Source organism: Romboutsia lituseburensis, from assembly GCF_024723825.1.
GTDB lineage: Bacteria > Bacillota > Clostridia > Peptostreptococcales > Peptostreptococcaceae > Romboutsia_F > Romboutsia_F lituseburensis_A.
Genome location: NZ_JANQBQ010000001.1, coordinates 116,708 through 137,970, shown reverse-complemented (window position 1 = coordinate 137,970; position 21,263 = coordinate 116,708). Strand labels below are relative to the sequence as shown.

The following is a 21,263-nucleotide window of genomic DNA, read 5'->3' as shown; positions in this document are numbered from 1 at the left end:
GAGTTATTATAATTTTTTATAATAACTCTTTTTTATTTGCGCTTACTTTTTATAATTTGTTTAAAATTAATAAATCTCTCCTGGCTATACCTATGTTTCATATTAGGAAATGCGTTTATTATTCGCCTTTGATTTATTGATTTATTTTTTATGATGTGCAATTTACCTATAATTTCTTCAATTTTTTCTGTTTTTATTTCACCTTTGTTTTTAAGATTTTCTAATAACCCCTTAAGATTATCTTCATTGATTTTTTCAGTATTTATATTTATATGCCTTAACTCTATAGTTAACTCCTCTAATGATTTTAGTTTGTACTTTAAATTATTCATAGAGGCTATTGTAAAGCTTAAATCAATACAAAATAATAAAATGTTATTTATAGCTAAAAATATTAAGAATAATGTTGGCATAGATAAGGTAAAACTAGATATACACTTATGAATTATTTTCATTAATATAACTGACATCGTTCCAAATAATAAAGAGTTTTTGAGACATATTCTACCCTTTATATTAAATTTTTTTCTTGAGTAATCCCACCATGTTGTATTAAAAATTGTTTCTAGCAAATAACCTGTTACATATTCAAGTATTGATGTTACTATTATCCCATATATAAAAAGTTTTAAAATCTTATTTTCATATCCTTTAAGAAAAAAAATAATAATTAATGCACCAAATCCATAAATAGGGCATATTGGCCCATTTAAAAATCCTCTATTTATAATTTTTTTGTGCCCAATAGAACAATAAATACATTCACTAACCCACCCTAAAAATGAATATATAAAAAAATATAAAATAATTTCTAAAAATAATCTCATTATTATCACCTTTACATTTTTAGTTATTATATTATTCTATGAATTTATTTGTATTTTGTCATTACTCTTATACATTAAGATGTGCAAATATTTTTGCTATTGTGCATATTTATTTGCAATTTATTTTAAAATTAATGTTTATGTGTTAAATCTATATTAAATTTTTTTAATATTTTTAAATATTCTTTACATTGATATTTTCTAAATTGTCTAAATATTTAATTTTTATTTTTTGTTTTTTACTGGTTTATATTTTGTTTTGGCACAAAAATTGCTCTATAAAACTAAAAAGCATATCCTTTCGTGACTTTCATCTATAAGTTAGATTAAAAATTTAAGGGGGTTTTTATACCATATGGAAGATAAACAGAAAAGGCAAGCTACATTGTTTGATGCATTAATTCCTATAGGATGTTTAGTATTATTTTTAGGTATTTCTATTTTTAAATATGAGGCTTCTCCTCATGTTCCATTAATTGGAGGTACTATAGTTGCTGCACTTATCGCAGTATGCAGATTAGGCTATTCCTGGGGAGAATTAGAAGAAAGCATGTTTGTAACTATAAAAATGGCAATGCAAGCTATTTTAATAATTATGATAATAGGGGTTCTTATTGGAACATGGATAATAAGTGGTATAGTTCCTGCTATGATATACTGGGGACTTGAAATTTTATCACCTCAAATATTCTTAGTTGCAACTGTATTAATTTGTGGAATTGTATCTATAGCCACAGGTTCATCATGGACTACTATGGGAACAGTAGGTGTTGCTCTTCTAGGAATCGGTCAGGGATTAGGAATACCTGCACCATTAGTTGCTGGTGCTATAATATCAGGTGCATATTTTGGAGACAAACTATCTCCACTATCAGAAACAACTAACCTTGCTCCGGCTATGGCTGGTACTAATTTATTTGATCATATAAAATTCATGCTTTATTCTACAGTTCCATCATTGATTATTTGTTTAATTATTTATGGTTTTATGGGAATGAAATATGCTGGCCAAGATTTAGATTTATCTCAAATTACTTTAATTAGAGAAACTTTAGCAAGTTCATTTAATACATTATCACCTATTTTATTTATCCCACCAATAATAGTTATAACATTAGTAATATTTAAAGTTCCTGCAATTCCAGGACTTATAGCTGGTGCTGTATTAGGATTTGTATTTGCTATAGTGTTCCAAGGTGCATCAATTGGAGATATTATTAATACTGCTCACAGTGGATTTGTTTCTTCTAGTGGCGTTCCTGCAGTTGATGACTTATTATCTAAAGGTGGACTAATGTCTATGATGTCTACTGTATCTCTTACAATCTGTGCTCTATCTTTAGGAGGTATTTTAGAAAGAACAGGAATGCTACAAGTTTTAGCTTCATCTATACTACGATTTGCAAAAGGAACATTTGGTGTTGTATTTGCTACAATGGCTACATGTGTTCTAACAAATGCAGTTGCTGGTGAACAATATCTTTCAATAGTCATACCTGGTAGAATGTATAAAGATGAATATTTAAAAAGGGGATTACATCCTAAAATGCTTTCAAGAGCACTTGAAGACAGTGGTACAATGAGTTCAGCACTTGTACCTTGGAATACATGTGGTGCTTACATATATGGTACATTAGGAGTTAGCACATTTGCTTACTTCCCATATGCCTTTTTAAATTTAATAAATCCTTTGGTTTCTTTATTCTTAATTGCTATTAAGTTTAAAATTGAAACTATCTCTGAGGATGAAATAGAAAGATTGCAAAATCCTGAAGGTCAAAACTTAGCTTAAAAATAAAAATGCTTGCCTAAATTTTAGGCAAGCATTTTCACTTATACACCATAGATATCTGAAAACTCAATATTACATTTTTCAATTTTATTGCCCTCTGTTGAGGCATCTATTATAGATTTATATTTATCACTATCTATTTTTTTATTTGGTATGTGAAATTGAAACTCTGTTCCTAATCCTACCTTACTTTTAACATCTATATTGCCATCATGCATTTCTACTAATGACTTTACTAATGATAGACCTATACCACTGCCTTCACAAGGTCTAGCTAATATATGATTTCCTTGAACAAATCTATTAAATATTATCGGCAGCTTCTCCTCTACAATACCTTCTCCATTGTCTTTAACAGATATATTTATGTTATGTTTATCTATATTAAGATTTACATGTATATATCCACCTTGTTTTGTATATTTTATTGAATTTGATAATAAATTTAATAAAATTCTTTCTATCTTTTCTGGATCACATGCAACTATATACTCTTCATAATTAGTATCAAATATTAAATTTATTCCATTACCTTCTATATACTGAGCAACAGAGAGTGTTATATCCTCTACAATCTTTACAATATCATGATTTCCTAGCCTTACTTCATAATATCCATTATCTATTCTAGTCATATCTATTAAATTATTTACAAGTCTCAATAATCTATATGAATTTTGTTTTATTAATTTAAGATATTTTTCTAAATCAAAATTATTGTTACAAACTATATTATTATTAGAATAGTTTTTTGTAAGTAATTGCATTGTGCCTAATATTATATTTAAAGGAGTTTTAAATTCATGAGACATATTTGCAAAAAATTCATTTTTTATACTTTCTAAAGCAACAGCATCTTCTAACTGTTTCCTTTTTTCTTGTTCCTCTACATCTTTGGTTATATCTCTTATAGTAAATGTAAAAGTTTCTCTTTCTTTTATTAGTTTAATTCTCCATCTAAAACATTTATAAGTATTGTTTTTGCATTTTATCTTATTTTCTACAGTTTTTACTTCTTCATCAGAGCTTATCAATATATTCATAAAACTATCTTTATCTTTTTCATGTATTATATCTAATATATTAAAATTTAATAATTCTTTTTCATCCCATCCTAAGCATTTACTCCATGCTATAGTAGATGTTTTTATTTGACCATTAATTGCCATACTTCCAACTAAATCTACTGAGATCCCTAGCAATAATTCAAAATCTTTCTTTATCAATTTAGATTTATATATTTCCCCTAACATTACTTCTATACCTTTTTTTAAATCCTGTACTTTGATTAACTTGGTTATGTCTTGATCTTTTTCTAAATTATCTAGTAGTTTATTTAGTCTTTCTATACATTTAGCAGTTTCATTTATTTCTTTTTTTATACTATTTTCTATTGTTGTATTCTCTATATTTTCGTTAAAGTTTATAACATTTACGTTATCACTAAAAATTATTATTACATCTTCATCTAAAAAAGTATCTTCTACTATTTTGCTTTCAAGTTCTATAGTTTTTTTACCTGTAATCAATCGTACTGCTAATTTTTGATTTTTGATTTTTTCATTATTTTTTAAAATTTTATTTATTTCAGCTTTATCTTCTTTACCATCCACAGATATTTTTAAAGTTAATATATCTTCATTATTAATTTCTAATTTATTTAATAACCTTTTGTTGCATAATACTGGATTTAACTTTTTATCTAAAATTATTACACAAGTATCTAAATTATCTAAAAACTGTTTCATTGATATAACCCCCACAAAACTTCATATATAAATATAATTCTACATTTTTAGATAATCCCCTTGTTAATTTATAGCTTTGTAACTATTTCTATATTTTTTATACTTTTTATAAAGATAAATTTAATAAACACCATTTTAAATTAACTTATCTTATAAGTTTTATACAATAGTAAATTATTATCATCGTAGTTATACTATTAGCTATTTTTATATTTAAATTAAATTTAATTAATCTTTCTGATATCTTAGGTCCTATAATGTTCTTGAATACAAAAAATAATATTGCTGTAAATATTACTCCTATAGAAAATAATTGTAAATTTAAATAAGATTTTATTATTGGAAGTATATCTACAATTCCAATTAATATAATTAGATTAAATATAGATGATAATAAAGTTGTATATTCATCTTCTTTTAGAATATATTTTTCAAAAAATGCTTTATCTTCAAATGAGTATATTTCTTTAGGTATTTGATCTATTTTTAAAAATTCAAAATCATTCGTATATACTCCAACCTCAACTAAGTATATAGTTAAAGTTTCAAATTTATGCTCTAACTTTTCTTTGTAAACTTTTTTTATTTTAAAAATTTCTTTATCTAAGTTTTCAACTATTTCTGCCTTTATTGTATTTATAATATCACTATTTTCTTTTACCTTCGTTTTTATGTAAAAATTTCCATCATGTAATAGTATATTGTCCCATTGATTTTTTATAACAATTCCTATGTACTCATCCATAGAATCACCTCATAATTTTTCAATGTAAAATTTTATGTAAATTATATCAGATTCAACTTAAAAATAATGTTAAACTTTAGTTAAATATATAAATAAAAACTACACTCTATAATTAAAGTGTAGTTTTTATTTATATATTTAATTTTCTTCTTTTTTTCTTTGCTCTAATTTTTCTTTTGTAAGTTTTTTACTTCTAGAAATCAACATTTTGCATTCCATGCAAAAATAACTTATAGAACCTCAGCTATTCATTTCTTCAAGTTTTGACTCACAATAAGGACAATAATAGTCTTTGTTCATAGTGTCACCCCTTTTTATGTTGTCGACTATATTATTTCATAAACATATATTTAATTCAATATATTATTTAGCAAATTTTATTACTACTTTAAATAAATCACCATCAATACTTAACTTAAATATTCCACCTTGTAACTCTATAAAGCTCTTAGCTATAGCAAGCCCTAGACCACTTCCTTCTGTATTTCTAGACTTATCTCCTCTTACAAACCTCTCAGCTAATTCATTTATATTAAATGTAATTTCATCTTTAGTCATATTCTTAAAGCTTATCTCTACAAATTCTTCATTTTCTATTATATCTATATATACTCTGGATCCTTGCATAGCATACTTAGTTATATTTATTACAAGATTTTCAAATACTCTAAATATCCTTTGACTATCTAATGAAAGTATTACTTTATTATTAGGATAATTACTTCTAACAATAAGAGATGATTCTTTTATCTTATCATCTAATTCAAGTAATGTTTGCTTCATTAAAGCTACTACATCTACATCTATTTTATTTAAAGTTATATTGCCACTTGTAGCTTTGCTAACTTCAAACAAATCTTCTATCAATGCTTGAAGTCTTTGAGATTTTTTATCTAATGTATCTAGATATAATGCTCTTTTTTCTTCATCTAAATTCTTATCTTTTAATAAATCAACATAAGTAATTATCGAAGTTAGAGGCGTTTTCAAATCATGGCTTACATTTGATATAAGCTCCGTTTTCATTTTTTGACTTTTAACTTCTTCATCTACTGCATTTTTAAATCCTTTTTGTATATTTGAAATTTCATCCTTTAATACATTAAACGTTCCTAAGTCTTCATTTGTGTCTATATCTAAATTTCCACAACTTATTTCACTTGTTACATTTAATAATTTTAAATAATCTTGTCTCACCTTATTATAGTACTTTTTAACTAATACATATAATAAAACTGTATATATTATCAATCCAAATATTCCAAAGAACCATATACTACACATTATAGATAGCACTACAAAATTTATTAATAGTGCAATTATAATTTTTTTGTTATCTTCACTATTTAATTTTATATCACAGCACCATTTAATTAAATTTTTAATCTTATTTTTTAAGTATCTAAAAGCTTTACAAATTAAACAAGTTTCTCTTAAATAATTTCGTATTCCAATCTTAATCATGTGTTTAGTCGTAATAATACCTATAAAGATTGCTGAAAAACAACATATCCAATATATCATATTTAATAAATATACTAATGTACTTTTTACAGTTTCATCTAATTGAATTCGATTAAAATCAATAAGTTGTTGTTTTATACTTGGGCTTATTATTATTTCACCGCTTCCATATATAAATGTAATCGCCATTAACACAATAAAAGCAACTATCTCAAAAGGTATCTTAATAAATTTATCAAATTTGAATATATTCTTTAATTCTTTATATGGAATTATTATAAACAGTAATACTATAAATAGCATAGCTATGTTTATATATAAGTATGATGCCGATGTATAAGAATAATTTTCTTGCCATGTTTTAAAGTCATATATCTTATCTCCTGCAACTAATTTGTTTGGTACTGCATAAATAAATTTCATATTAGATATAGGCTTTATTGTAGCTCCATTTGATTCATAGTTCATATCTAATCTATTCTCTCTTTGTAAAGATTCTAGATTATTCAATACAACTTCTTTATTTGCACCATGTATCTTTTCTATTTTAATATTAGCATTTTCATCGTAATCTAATACTATATAAAAATTGTAATTATTATTTAAACTTAATATATCATTTTTCGTTGCCTTTTCATCTAATAATATATCTATCTTTCCATTTGATTTTTTTTTAATTTCTTTATTTTCCTTATCAACTGCATAATATTCTAAATTTTTAAATTCAGTATTAAGTTCTTTATTTAAATTATATATTTTGTTGTTTATTTCATTTTTATAATTAGCATAATCATTTTGTACATAATAATCATCTTCGTGTTCTCGCTTGTATATTTCACTGTATTCAACTAAAATATCTGATGGTTTTATTTGTTTTTCTTCACCATATTTTTTACACTGATAATATAAAGAATAATTAGCAAGGTGAATTTCTTCTAAAAACCTGTACCCTTCTTCAAATATATTATAACCAAATTTATCACTATCCTTTTCTATTTTAGGATAAACTAAGCACATACCTATTGATGCTATTAATATTGATATTATTACTACTATATTTACTATAAATTTATTGTTTTTCAATTTTGTATCCAACACCCCACACCACCTTCAAATATTTAGGATCTTTTGGGTTCATTTCTATTTTTTCTCTAATATTTCTTACATGAACCATAATAGTATCTGTATTAACCGCTCTTTCTTTCCAAACTTTTTCATATATTTCATCTGCTGAAAATACTCTTCCTGGATTTTTCATAAGAAGTGTTAATATCTTAAATTCTATAGGAGTTGTTTTTATAAAATTACCATCTACACTTACTTCTTTTGTTGATGTATCTAATTCTAGCCCTCCTATAATAAATAAATTTTCATTTTTTATATCTTTTTGAACCATATTTAAAAATTTCCTATATCGTCTTAACTGAGAGTTTACTCTAGCTAATAACTCTAACGGTTTAAATGGTTTTGTCACATAATCATCAGCGCCAATATTTAGCCCTGTTATTTTATCAATCTCTTCTGACTTTGCAGATAACATCATTATAGGAAAATCATAATTCTCTCTTACTTTCATAGTAAATTCTATACCATCCATTTTAGGCATCATTATATCTACAATTCCTAAATGTATATTTTGTTTTTCTACAATTTCTAGACCATCAACTCCATTATGTCCTATAAAAACATTATATCCTTGATTTACTAAATACGCTTGTATCGCTAATGCTATATCTTTTTCATCCTCTACTACTAAAATATTATAATTATTCATTTTATACCCCGCTAAATTATATTTTTACATAATTATATAATATCATAGGTAACTTCTTATTTATCATCAATCTATGCATTAAATTTTTCCCTCCTTTGCGCTTGTTATCTTTTCTATAGTTAATATAATATATCTAAACTTTTAAGATTTTTGGTATATAATACTAAAGATTTCCTAAAGAAATTCAATAAAAATTTTAAACTTAAATAAATAATATTTATATATATAGGGAATTTTACAATTAGTAATTAAATTTATATAGGTGAAAATATGAATATAGAAAATAGTTATATAATTCCAATAAAAGTCGATTCTTATAAAGACCTATTTTATGAGTTTGACTTTAGTTCTATTGAAAATAGAGATTTAAGAGATGATATAGATTCTTTTATATCTAATAAAGTTTTAGATTTAAATCAAAATAAAAATACTACTGCCATTTTAGAAATCTATCTTTCTTACAATTAAAAAAATACCGAGGAAGAAATTTTAGCTAGACAAGCTATTGAGGATTTTTATGATTCTAAATCTGATATGGATAAGTTTATTATAAATACAGGAAAAAAAGCTTCTTTATTATTTATTTTTATCAGCAATGTTTTTTATGGCTTGGTATTTTATACAAAATTTTTTAATTACTATTGGAAGTAATATTATAGCCTCAATATTTGATGCCTGTGCTACTATGGTATTATAGCAAGCTATAAGGTTGGTATTTATATAAATACTTATAATAAAAATTTAACATTAAATAAAGCCAATAACTTATATATTATAAGGTTTTATTGCTATTGGCTTTATTTAATACAAATATGGTTATTCTATATTTACAAGACCAAATTTAACCTTAACTCTTTTTAACTTAGCTCTCCATGGATCATATAAATATTTTAAAAATATGATAGTAGCAATTGAATGTATCAAATCAGTCGGAAAGCTTGAAGCATATAATGATAAAAATGATTCACTTGAAATCTCATTAATAAATGATGTAGCTGTCCAAATATTCATTATCCATCCAAATATAAACCCACTAATTCCTCCAAATAAGTACAACTTTAATTTATTGTTTATTAAATTTTTTTTAATTAAAAAACCTGATAAAAAACCTATTATACCCCAACTAAACATTTGCCAAGGAGTCCAAGGACCTTGTCCAAAAAATAAATTTGAAGATAATGCAGATACAGCACCTGTTAAAAAACCAGCTTCTGGTCCAAATACACTTGCTGTTATTATTATTATGGCTGATGTCGGTTTAAAAAATGGAACTGGTGCAAATGCTACTCTTCCTATAGCGGCAAGAGCTGCCATAACAGCTAATGGTACCCATTCTCTAGCCTGAGGCTTTTTTAATTCATATATCATTAAAAATGGTATCATTGATAAAGTAATAAATAATAAACTTATCAATGCATAATTTCTATTATCATATTTGGTATATAATATTAAGCATATAGGAAATATAGTAGTTATAAGTAATATTAGTATTTTAAATCTATGTTTTATAAACTTACAGTTTCTTTCTTCTCTAAATTTAACTTGCATAATTTAACCACATCCTCATAAATAAGTGTATCTTCAAAAATATTTCTAGTCATTCTATTTGCTACAGTTGTATAAAAATTATTCCCTAAGAAAAATTGCCTAGGAGTTCCTTCTGATACTATCATTCCATCAAAGAACATTGCACATCTATCAGAATATCTAGCACTAAACTCTATGTCATGGCTAACTAATATTATTGTTACATTCATAGATTTTAACTTTAGTAAAACCTTAGATATATCTTCTTTTGATTGATTATCTAGACCCTTTGTTGGTTCATCTAATAGTATTATCTGTGGATTAGACAACATAATTTTGGCTAGACCTGCTCGTTGCAATTCTCCCCCACTTAAATCATAAGGATGTTGGTTAAGTAAATGACAGATTTCCAATAATTCACTTATTCTATTCACTTCTTCATAAATCTGTTCTTTAGACTTATTTTTTAAAATTAATACTTCTTCTAAATCTGATTTTAAGTTTTCTTGTACAAATAATGATTGTGGATTTTGAGGAAGTATAGCTAAATTTTCTTCATATAAAGATTTATTATTATATTTTTTTATTTCTTTTCCTTTTATAAATATCTGTCCTCTTTGTGCTTTCCTCTGCTTAGATATTATAGATAAAGTTGTTGTCTTTCCTGTCCCATTTCCTCCTAATATCGAATATATATCTCCCTTATATACCTTAAATGATACATTTCTTAATACAGGTTCTAAATTTTTACTATACTGAAACCAAACATCTTTTAATTCTATAACGATTTCATTTACTTTCAAATTATTATGTAGTTTTTCTATACTATTGAGACTATTTATATATCTATTTTTTAAAATATCATTTAGCCACTGTTTACCTTCTTTTACGGTTAATGGACAATTGTGCTCCGTATCCAAATATATTTTTAGTTCACTATATACTTTACTAGAAGTTGGCATTGCTTTAAACATACTGTGTTTTATTTTATAAAGTTTATCAACAACTTTTTGCGGAGTATCATTACATAGTATATTTCCATCGTCCATAACTATAACTTTATCTGCTATTGAAAATATATCTTCTAAATTATGCTCGGTTATTATTATAGTAGTTGATAATTCTTTGTTTATTCTAACTAGTGTGTCAATAAATTCCTTCGATGCTATTGGATCTAGTTGCGATGTCGGCTCATCTAATATAAGTACTTTAGGTTGCATTACCATTATAGCTGCTAAGTTTAGTAACTGCTTTTGACCTCCGGATAAATCAGATATACTTTTTCTAAACCACCCTTGTATTCCAAAAAAGCTTGCCATTTCAGCTACTCTTATTCTTATTGTTTGTGTATCTAATCCTAAATTTTCTAATCCAAAAGCTAGTTCATGCCATACCTTATCCGTTACAATTTGTGCATCTGGATTTTGTAAAACATACCCAATTTGACTTACTAGCTCTTGCTGTGGATATTCATTTATATTTTTTGAATAATAAAATATTTTACCATTTCCTTTTCCATGAGGTCTTAATTCTGGTTTGAGATGTCTAAGTAAGGTGCTTTTTCCGCATCCAGATTGACCACAAATTAAGACAAATTCACCTTCTTTTATGCTAATATCTATTTTGTTTAATGCTTTCTTTAATTTATTTGGATATGAAAACTTTAATCCGTCTAATCTTAGTATTTCCATTTGTATCCCTCCCATAGTTCTAAAACAATCGGTATTATAGTTATAATAAAAAATGATAAATATAATATTGTAGATAATGTATCTAATCTTATCGATTGTATAGTTGGATAAAATAATAATTGACAATATCCATTTGAATATGCAGATCCTAAAAATACGGCTACAATCCATATAAACCCAAGCATTATTATATCCCTTTTAATAAATATAAATATTGTAAAATTAGTTCTTCCTTTTATTCCATACCCTCTAGCTTTCATAGAATCAGCTGTTTGAACTGCATCTTCTAATGCCCATGTTACTACTATTGATAATATTCTCATACTACTCTTTATTTTTTTTATTATAGTACCTTCTTCATAGTCAATACCTATTGTTTTTTGTGTGCTAGCTATTACTTTAGTTTGATTTATTAACTTAGGTATAAGCCCTAAAGTCATACTCGCCATTAATGCAATAGAAGGCAGAGTTTTCCCAAATATATATAAAAACTTGTCCGAAGTAACAATTTCGTTATAACAACTAAACCATACAATTACACAAGCCATCATTAATCCAGATAATATTCCATATAAAAAAGACTCTAAAGTTATTGGATTTCCTCTTAAATAAAATAAAACTGTTACACCTCTGTTTACAAATATTACATTTGCTAATGTAATTAAAATAATCATCAAACTAGAAAATTTTAATATTTGCTTTGTCTTCTCCCGATTAATTATAAATGAGTATAGTGTTCCACTAATAAGTGATATTACTACAAATATAGGATGCATGCATAACATAGATGTTCCAATCACTACTACAAAATATGTAAAACTAACAAGCGGATGATATGCGCCTAATGCCCTTTCCATACTAATTAACTCTAGCTCCTAAATCATAGCCTAAATCACAAGTATAATTCCACTGTATTATGTCACCATCTTTTAAGTTGTACACTCCACATCCATAATTTGGATACCAACCATTTACATTATACATCCATCCGCTATCTTTACCCCCATCAAACTCATATAAATTATTTATTCCTTCTATGTATATAGTTTGACCCGCACCTGTATATTCCATATGTATACCTTTTTCAAGTACTATTTTTTTTAATACATCAAACACAGTCTCTCCTTCTTTAATCTGTACTTCAATTGCAGGTAATATTATTCCATTTGATGGTAAATGAGTAAATCCAACTTCATTATTTACACCATTTTTTATTGCTGTTTTACAACTTATTGACACAGTTACAGTTTGTGTTTTAGGTATTTCTTGCTCTACATTTAAGTTACTATTATTTATGTCAGACTTATTTTCTATATTTGAATCATTACCTGAAACATTATTTTCTTCATTTGGTTTATTTTCTTCTAAAGTATAATTATTTTCATTGTTATTGCTCTCTGCTTCTAATTCTTTATTATCGCTATCTTTACTCTCTTCTTTTATATTTCCTTCTTTATTATCCATATCTTTATTATATTTTTTATCATTTTCACTATTTTTATTTTTTTTACTATTGTACATTACAACATTTTCTTTAGGTTTATTTTCATTTTTATTTGCTCTGGAAAAAATACTATTAAACATTAATCCAATAATTAATAAAAATGAGATAGCTACTGCAATTATACTTAAAATTTTTTTATCCATACTTTCATTCCCTTTCTAAGTTATCAATGTATTTTATAGTTTTAATACTTAAATATTTAAATATTTTTATTTTTTATTTTTACAATTACTAATCCAAAAATAGAAAATATAAGCATACCAACATAACCTAATATAGAAGAATCAGAAGTTTTTGGATTTTTTATCTGTATTGTGTTTGTTGGTATCTGATTATTAATTTTGGCTTTATTACTTCTTTCATTATTAATAGCATGATTATTATTAGAATTATTTCCTAAAGTACTATTATTCTCATTATTTTTATTTAAGTCTTCATCTTGATTTGAATTATTAATTATTTCAATATCACTAGTATCATATAGCTTTGTTTTTAAATTCATTTCTCTATATTGAGATGCTAATGCATGTACAGCTTGTTCAGTTGCCATTGCATTTGAAGATGTCTGCGTTAATAAGTGTCTAAACCCGCCATCTGATGCTTTAAATCCTATTATTGAATCCATTACATTTTTTCCATTCTTAATAAATCGTTCATTGTTTATCTCTATACCTAAAGCATTTAATGCTATTACAACTTGTGCACCACTTTCTACAGTTTCACCTTCATCAGTTCCAAACCCTCCTGTTTCAAGCTGAGCTTTAGATAAAAATTTAAGTGCTTTATCTATAGATTCTTTTACATTTTTTTGATCTTTATATTTAGCCAATGCTTGAATAGCCATCGCAGTTATGTCTACGTCACCTTTTTCAGATGTTAAATTAAATCCTCCATCATATAGTTGCTCATGTATAATTTCTTCTACCATTTTTTCTCTTGAATTATTAGCACTTTCAGGTATATTAAATGATTTAGTATCTAATGCAATTAATGCAAATACAGTTCCATTTATTCCCTGTTTTGATACATTGTCATAATCATATAACTTTTCTACTAAGTTATATCCTCCAACATTCGATGGATCTTTTCCAATAGAGGTTAGTGCTATTATTATTCTTGAGTATTCAGTATATTTTGCTCTATGTAAGTTTCCTTTTTTTTCTTTTACTACTTGTTCTACATTTTTATAATATTTCTCATAGTATCCTGATGGTACAGTAACTCCACTTCTTGCTAATGCAAAAATACTCCATTCATCTCCATAAGATGGATTCTTTACTCTATTTAAAATAGATTGAGAAGCTTCCTTTATATGTTTAGAAATTTCAATCATATCCACAGTTTTAGCTAAAAAACTTGTTTCTATATTTTCACCATTCGATGATTCTTCTATAGTAGAAGTTGTTGTAACTACATCGCTAAATTCTTCTTCCTTTTCAATTATAGCGTTATCATTCATAATAATACTATTACTCAAATGTTCTTGTTTAAAATTTTTATCTAGACTTTCTTCACTATAATTTCTATTTGTATTTAATGTACTTTCTATTATTTGTTCATTTGCAAATACACATATTGGATCTAATATATTTAAACTTATAGATAACATCATAATTGTTGAATAATACTTTTTGTTATTCATCTCATATCATCCCCTCTAATATTTATAAGTAGCTTAAAAAAATATAAAAAGCCTTCTACTACATTTTTTATGAGAAAGGCTTCTTATTTTAAATATCTAAAATTATTTTACTCTACTTAATATAGTTACAGCTTCTGCTCTTGTTATATGTGCTTTGGGTCTTATTGTATTATCATCATACCCATCTACATAATTAGCTTCTATTGAGCCTTCTACTGAACTTTTTGCCCAAGTTGATGTTTGACTTCCATCTTTAAATTGATTTAGTTTATCAGTGTTATTATCTTTATTTTTATTTATATTTGTCAATATTACAGCAACTTCTTCTCTTGTTATGTTTTGATTTGGTTCAAATGTATTGTCAGATTTTCCATTTATATATCCAGCTTTTACTGCTTTGCATACATCATCATAAAACCAATTATTTATTTGTACATCATTAAATCTTTCTATTCCCTTATCTTTAAATCCATACACATTATTAATTATTTTTACAAACTCTGCTCTTGTTATTGTTTTATTTGGTTTAAAAGTATTATCACTATATCCACCTATAAATCCTTTAGTTGAAAATTCTTCAATTTGTTTTTTAGCCCAATGATTGTTTATATCGCTAAATTCTACATTTGATAATTGCTTATTTGCCACCTTTACTTTTATCTCTTTCATAGTCTTGTTTCCATCACTATCTGTTACTTCATATATTACTTTATATGTACCTTCTTTAGATGTATTAACTTCATTACTAATAACTTTTATAAACTCAGTTAAATCCCCATCTTCTTTATCTATTGATTTTACATCTTTCATCGGATCAAATTTATGATTTAATTTTACTTCTTTATCTATTGTATATATTATAGGTTTATTGTTTGTTGATGAATTATCTTGATTTTTATTTTTAAATATATCAAATCTATCATAGCTTTTTTGAATATCTTTTCCTAAGTTTATAGTATAATGCCATATTATTTCATCTCCAGCTTTTAAACTATATATACCTGCACTATAGTTAGGCATAACCCTATTCACAGAATAATTCCATCCACTATCTTTACCTCTATCAAATTCTCCTAAACCATCAATTGCTTCAACATATATAGTTTCATCGCTTCCTATTGACTGTACTTTATTTCCAAGCACTTTTTTTATTATTGAGTATGCTGTATCACCACTTGTATATGGCACTTCTAAGCTTTCATATATAGCACCATCATCCTTATATACTCCTAATTGTATGGTATTAGACTTTGAGTTTATTTTAGTTTCATATGCTAATACAGTGCTTGTTGATGATAGATTAAATATCAATATTAAGCTTATTATAAATAATGAAAATTTTTTAATTAAATATTTCATCTATTTCACACCTCCTAAAAATATTTTAACTCTTATTTAATTTATAAAAAGTAATTAAAGTTTTTATAAAAACTTTAATTACTTTTTATTTATATTTTATATTACTTATCTTATTCTACTCAGTGTAACCACACTTTCAGCTCGTGTTATATTTGACTTAGATTTTATTGTGTTATCCTCATATCCTTTTAAATACCCTGCTTCTATCGAACCTTCTACTGAAGATTTAGCCCACTCAGATACATTATTTGCATCTTTATACTTATTTAATTTATCTAAATTATTATCTTTATTATTTTTTATATTTGTAAGTATTGTTGCTACTTCTTCTCTTGTTATATAATCATTTGGTGAAAATATATCTTTTGATTTTCCTTTTATATATCCTGCTTTTACTGCTATGCATACATCATTATAAAACCAATTTGCTTTTTTAATGTCTGTAAATGACTCGTCTCCAATTTGTGTATATTTAAATACTTTGTTTACTATTTTTATAAACTCTGCTCTTGTTGTTAAATTGTTAGGTTTAAATGTATCGTCGCTATAACCATCTATATATTTTTTTTCTACAAAATCTTTTATTTGATTTTCTGCCCAATGACCTTTTATATCATTAAAGTTGATACCGATTTCCTTTTCCCTAACTCTAACTTTTATATCTTTTGTAGTCGTATTTTCATCACTATCACTTACTTCATATGTTACCTTATATATTCCTACTTTTGATGTATTTACTGTATTTGTTTTTATTCTTATAAACTTTGTTAAATCTCCATCTTCTTTATCATAAGCCGAAACGCCTTTTTTAGGATTAAAAATATCTCCAACATTTAAATCCACATCTTTAGCTGTTATTTCTGGCTTTTCATTTATTAATTCATTTTCTATTACTCTAACCTTTATCTCTTTTGTAGTCGTATTTTCATCACTATCACTTACTTCATATGTTACCTTATATATTCCTACTTTTGATGTGTTTACTGTATTTTTAGTAACCTTTATTTTATAAGTTAAATCTCCATCTTCTTTATCAGTTGCAGTAACTCCTAATATAGGATTAAACTTCACCCCAACTTTTATATCTTTATCACTTGCATTTACTCTTGGTTTTTCATTAGTACTCGGTATTTCTGGTTTATTTTCTTTTACATCACTCATGTCGTATAGGTTAGTTTTGTTATTTTCTAACCTATTTTGTGACACTAAAGCATATAAAACCTGTTCAGTCGCCATATCATTTGCCTTTTTTTCACTCTTTAAATGTTTAAATCCTCCATCATTTGCTTTAAATGTCATTATATTATCTACTATTGTTTTTCCATTTTTAACAAATCGTTGATCTGTATTATCTATACCTAGTGAATTTATAGCAACTAAAACTTGAGCTGCACTTTCTACATTTTCTGCTTCATTATTAGTTATATCATTCATTATATTTTTAAACAATGATGATTTAATCTGGAATCCTCCTGTTTCTATTTGAGAATTTGATAAGAAATTTAATGCCTTTTCTATTGCTACTTTAACATTTTCTTGATTTTTATATTTAGCTAAAGCTTGAATTGCCATAGCTGTTATATCTATCTCACCTTTATTTCCGCTTAGCGCAAATCCACCATCCTCAAGTTGATTTTTAAGTATATGATTTATCATCATCTCTCTTGAATTTAAATCACCCTTTATATCAAAGTCTTTACTGTCTAATGCTATAAGTGCAAATATTATACCATTTATACCCTGCTTAGATACATTATCAAAATCATATAATTTTTCTACTAAGTTGTATCCTACCACATCTGTTGGATCATATCCTAGTGCTGTAAGTGCTATTATAACTCTTGAATACTCAGTGTATTTATTTTTATTAAGCTCTCCTTTCTTGTCTTTAACTACCTCTACCAAGTTTTTATAATATGCTTCATAATAATCATCTGGTACTTTTACATCTCCTCTGCTAAGACCTAGTATATCCCATTCATCTTGATATCCTGGAGCTTTAACATTTTCAAGTTCCCAATCAGCTGCATGCTTTATACCTTCTGTTGTATCTACTGATTCAGCATTTACAACTATATCTATTTCTGGCATTTCATCTTTATAGAATGTAAAACTTCCAAATTGAGGTTTTTGTACAACCACATGTCCATTAGTCATTTTATATATTCCAGGTTGTGCTTCTTTTGGAATTTTAAACTTAATAGTTTTTATTAATTCATTTTCATATTTACCATCTTCAGATTTAATTGTTTCAGTTATTCCAGGTATATCTAAATTATATTTAGTTAATAAAGATATTGTCGGACCTGGTACAGAAGCTGATGGTATTGGCATATTAGGGAAAGTTACTATAACTTCACTCCCTGGAACTATATTAGTTGGGCTAATTTCAAATTTCCAAGGGATTGAAACTAAATTTTGTTTTGCTTGTTGTAATTTTTCTTTTACTTCTTTTAAATCTTGTATTGAAGAATTTTCATTATTTAAAATAGATTTTGCCTTTTCCAGTTGATCCATTAAAAGTTTCCACTCTTTTGGCTCATACTCTTTTTCTTGTAATTTTTCTATTTCCTTTATCAGATTTTGTAGTTGTACAAATTCTTTAGCTATTATTTTCACATCACAAGTAGATTTAAAGCTACCATCTACTGTAGTAACAGTTATGATAACAGTTCCTGCTTTTTTACCAGTTATTTTACCATTTTCAACACTAGCTATATTTTCATCTGAACTAGTCCATTTTACAGATTTATTAGTAGCATTTTCTGGTTTTACAGTTGCATTTATATTTTTAAACTCACCTTCATTTATTTTTAAATTACTTTCATTTAAAATTACTTCTGTAACATCAACTACCTCAGCTTCATTTTTTTCACCTACTTCAATGCTAAAGTTTGGCATTTTAGAGAAATATCTTTCCTGTGTTGGTGCTCCAAGATTTGGATTTCCAGATCCTTGGACTTCTTTATCTGTTCCTAAAGGACTTCCCCACCATTGACTAAATATACGTCCTTCTGAGAAATCATAAGTTCCCTCTTTATCAAACTTAAACTCTATAGTATTCTTTTTGTCTAAATCCCATTGTGAACAATATCCTTTAATAATTCCCACTGTATCATTTTTATACTCTACAAAAGTTCCTTTTGTATCTCCCCACTGACTTATAAATGTTGGATTATATATTGTAGCTAACTTTCCTACTGGATTAGATACACCTTTAAAGCTTATTTGCGCTGTATCACCTTTACCAATTTGTTTACCTGGGTTAGTTTTATTTTTTATATCTATTTCTATTTTTCTGGCATCTACAACTTTATAATAACTCTTAGTTTCACCTTTGCTATTTGTTGCTTCAATACCAATGATATTACTTCTATTTTTTAACTTTGCAGTATATGAATCTCCATTTTTTGTTAGTACTTCATCGTTACATGTAACCTTTATATTCTCCGCATTAGTTGCATTAACTTTAAACGTTAAATCAGTACTATTTCCATTTTTAAAATATATAGTATCATATGAATCTTGCTTTATATCAGTACTTATTTTTATATCAGTATCACTATTTGTAACATTAAATACTACATAAGCAGTATTTACACTTGAACTAGCTCCATATGTTCTATCTTTATAAGTTGTCTCATCATATGTAACTTTAACTATAGTAGTTCCTTCTTTTTCAGCAGTTACTAATGTTTTTTCACTACTACTATTAGTACTTAATGATATGCTGTCTCCTTTAACTATTTTAAATTTAAAATTAGGCCTATGTACATCATTTTCTATACTACTTCCTACTATTTGAGGTATTCTACGTGGGTATATATCTGACTGTTCTCCTACCTTCATTTCTTTAAAATCATATTGTAACCATAAATCATTGGCAAAGTCATTAGGTACGTTATTTATATCTTCCTCTGTACCACAACTTGATTCTACTAGTCTGTTCACTGCTATATTTATTTTGCTTATATATTTACTTACTATAATTTCTGCTTCTGTTTCTTTACTATTGTATTTTTCGTCATTTATTATTACTTTAGCTTCATCTATAGCATTTTGTAAATTACGCTTAGATTCCTCTGTATAATTACCTTTACTTAAAGTGTCAATTGCATTATATGTTATTTCCGATAAATATTTAACTAGTGGTTTTTTTAATTCCTCAGAATTTACAGTTACACAATATCTAAGTCTTATAATATCGTCTTTTTTTATTTTATAGCTATCTAAACCTACATCAGGAAATTCTCCATTTACTTCATACTTCCATCCACTTCCATTCCCGTGGTCAAATTCTCCATCACCATCTATAGAACTAACATATAGGTTACTACCACTTCCTGTATATTCTATAGGTATATTATTTTCATCAGTAACTTTCTTTAATACTGACCAAGCTGTATCGCCTTCATCGAAAGCTATGCTTTGTAGTGAAAGAGTGTCACCTTTACCTATAGTTCTTTTTTCTATTGAGAATTTAACCATATCTTTATTTTCACATTCATGGTCTTCTTCTACTTTTATAGTTATATTTGGTAATGTTCCAAAGTTACCCTCAGTACCAATATTAGGTATTCCTGGACTCCACTCATTAGCTTCCTCGTATACAGTTCCATTTGTTAGATGATATTCTCCTGGACTTAAATCACTTATAATTAGCTTTTTTAAATCCTTAGATTCTGATCTTAACTCTTCCTTTCCTGGAATATCAGACTTATATACAATTCTATAATCTCCGCCATAACTAGAGTTCCATTGACCTGAAACCGTATAAATAGGTACATCTATACTACTGAATTTTATGGTAACTTGATTACCTTCCACCGTCTGATTTATATCTATTGGTTTATTTTTTAAATTTACATTTTTTCCTTCAACTCTTATTTCATTATCTGAAACAAACTCCACTATATCACCCTTGTAGGTATAGTCAATATTATCAGAGTGATAGTAAGTTTCATACTGACTAGCATTGATGTCATCTTCTGTAATTTCTTGTGTTGGCTTCATATTATACATATTATTAGATGTCAGTGCACTTACTGGTATAACATTAATAATTAATGCTAATGTAAGTAGTAAGCTCATAATAGTCTTATACTTAGCCTTTTTAATTTTACTCATTTAAACTCCCCCTTTTTTTTAGTACTCTATTTAATACATAAAATACATTTTTTATCCCCCCAC

At 26.2% G+C, this 21,263-nt stretch carries 14 protein-coding genes; 2 read left to right on the top strand and 12 right to left on the bottom strand.

Translation table 11 applies throughout. From position 1 onward, the window contains the following. Positions 1-32: 32 nt before the first annotated feature. Positions 33-827 (bottom strand): putative ABC transporter permease, encoded by a 795-nt coding sequence (locus NWE74_RS00650; RefSeq protein ID WP_258241329.1) that lies wholly within the window; start codon positions 825-827, stop codon positions 33-35. Positions 828-1,182: 355 nt separating this feature from the next. Here NWE74_RS00650 and nhaC point away from each other — a divergent pair, with 355 nt between their 5' ends. After that, the gene (gene nhaC, locus NWE74_RS00645) at positions 1,183-2,619 is read left to right on the top strand and encodes a Na+/H+ antiporter NhaC (protein WP_258241328.1); all 1,437 of its coding nucleotides are present in this window, start codon (positions 1,183-1,185) and stop codon (positions 2,617-2,619) included. A gap of 41 nt (positions 2,620-2,660) precedes the next feature. Here the strand turns inward: nhaC and NWE74_RS00640 are convergent, their stop codons facing one another. From NWE74_RS00640 to NWE74_RS00625, 4 genes are all read right to left on the bottom strand, one after another. Then, complete coding sequence (locus NWE74_RS00640; protein ID WP_258241327.1) at positions 2,661-4,367, bottom strand: ATP-binding protein; 1,707 nt, start codon at positions 4,365-4,367, stop codon at positions 2,661-2,663. 145 nt (positions 4,368-4,512) lie between these two features. Beyond that, the gene (locus NWE74_RS00635; protein ID WP_258241326.1) at positions 4,513-5,112 is read right to left on the bottom strand and encodes a hypothetical protein; all 600 of its coding nucleotides are present in this window, start codon (positions 5,110-5,112) and stop codon (positions 4,513-4,515) included. A 363-nt stretch (positions 5,113-5,475) separates the two neighbouring features. Beyond that, a complete protein-coding gene (locus NWE74_RS00630) occupies positions 5,476-7,674 on the bottom strand; it encodes a sensor histidine kinase (protein ID WP_258241325.1) in 2,199 nt (732 codons plus the stop codon). Then, complete coding sequence (locus NWE74_RS00625; protein WP_258241324.1) at positions 7,646-8,350, bottom strand: response regulator transcription factor; 705 nt, start codon at positions 8,348-8,350, stop codon at positions 7,646-7,648. The genes NWE74_RS00630 and NWE74_RS00625 overlap by 29 nt, the downstream gene beginning before the upstream one ends. 270 nt (positions 8,351-8,620) lie before the next feature. On the opposite strand from NWE74_RS00625, the gene NWE74_RS00620 reads away from it, so the two are divergent. Next, a complete protein-coding gene (locus NWE74_RS00620; RefSeq protein WP_258241323.1) occupies positions 8,621-8,818 on the top strand; it encodes a hypothetical protein in 198 nt (65 codons plus the stop codon). A gap of 348 nt (positions 8,819-9,166) precedes the next feature. Here NWE74_RS00620 and NWE74_RS00615 read toward each other — a convergent pair whose 3' ends face one another. From NWE74_RS00615 to NWE74_RS00585, 7 genes are all read right to left on the bottom strand, one after another. Then, a complete protein-coding gene (locus tag NWE74_RS00615; RefSeq protein ID WP_258241322.1) occupies positions 9,167-9,898 on the bottom strand; it encodes an ECF transporter S component in 732 nt (243 codons plus the stop codon). Next, on the bottom strand, positions 9,856-11,568 hold the full coding sequence (locus tag NWE74_RS00610) for an ABC transporter ATP-binding protein (protein ID WP_258241321.1): 1,713 nt from the start codon (positions 11,566-11,568) through the stop codon (positions 9,856-9,858). Before NWE74_RS00610 ends, NWE74_RS00615 begins: the two co-directional genes overlap by 43 nt. After that, positions 11,556-12,425: an energy-coupling factor transporter transmembrane component T gene (locus NWE74_RS00605; RefSeq protein ID WP_258241320.1), complete on the bottom strand. Its 870-nt coding sequence runs from the start codon at positions 12,423-12,425 to the stop codon at positions 11,556-11,558. The genes NWE74_RS00610 and NWE74_RS00605 overlap by 13 nt, the downstream gene beginning before the upstream one ends. A gap of 1 nt (position 12,426) precedes the next feature. Beyond that, the gene (locus tag NWE74_RS00600; RefSeq protein ID WP_258241319.1) at positions 12,427-13,215 is read right to left on the bottom strand and encodes a DUF4430 domain-containing protein; all 789 of its coding nucleotides are present in this window, start codon (positions 13,213-13,215) and stop codon (positions 12,427-12,429) included. A gap of 56 nt (positions 13,216-13,271) precedes the next feature. Continuing rightward, a complete protein-coding gene (locus NWE74_RS00595) occupies positions 13,272-14,714 on the bottom strand; it encodes a prenyltransferase/squalene oxidase repeat-containing protein (protein WP_258241318.1) in 1,443 nt (480 codons plus the stop codon). 102 nt (positions 14,715-14,816) lie between these two features. Further along, entirely contained in the window at positions 14,817-16,073 is a 1,257-nt protein-coding gene (locus NWE74_RS00590; RefSeq protein ID WP_258241317.1) for an S-layer homology domain-containing protein, read from the bottom strand. 105 nt (positions 16,074-16,178) lie between these two features. Next, the gene (locus tag NWE74_RS00585) at positions 16,179-21,200 is read right to left on the bottom strand and encodes an S-layer homology domain-containing protein (protein WP_258241316.1); all 5,022 of its coding nucleotides are present in this window, start codon (positions 21,198-21,200) and stop codon (positions 16,179-16,181) included. Positions 21,201-21,263 lie beyond the last annotated feature (63 nt).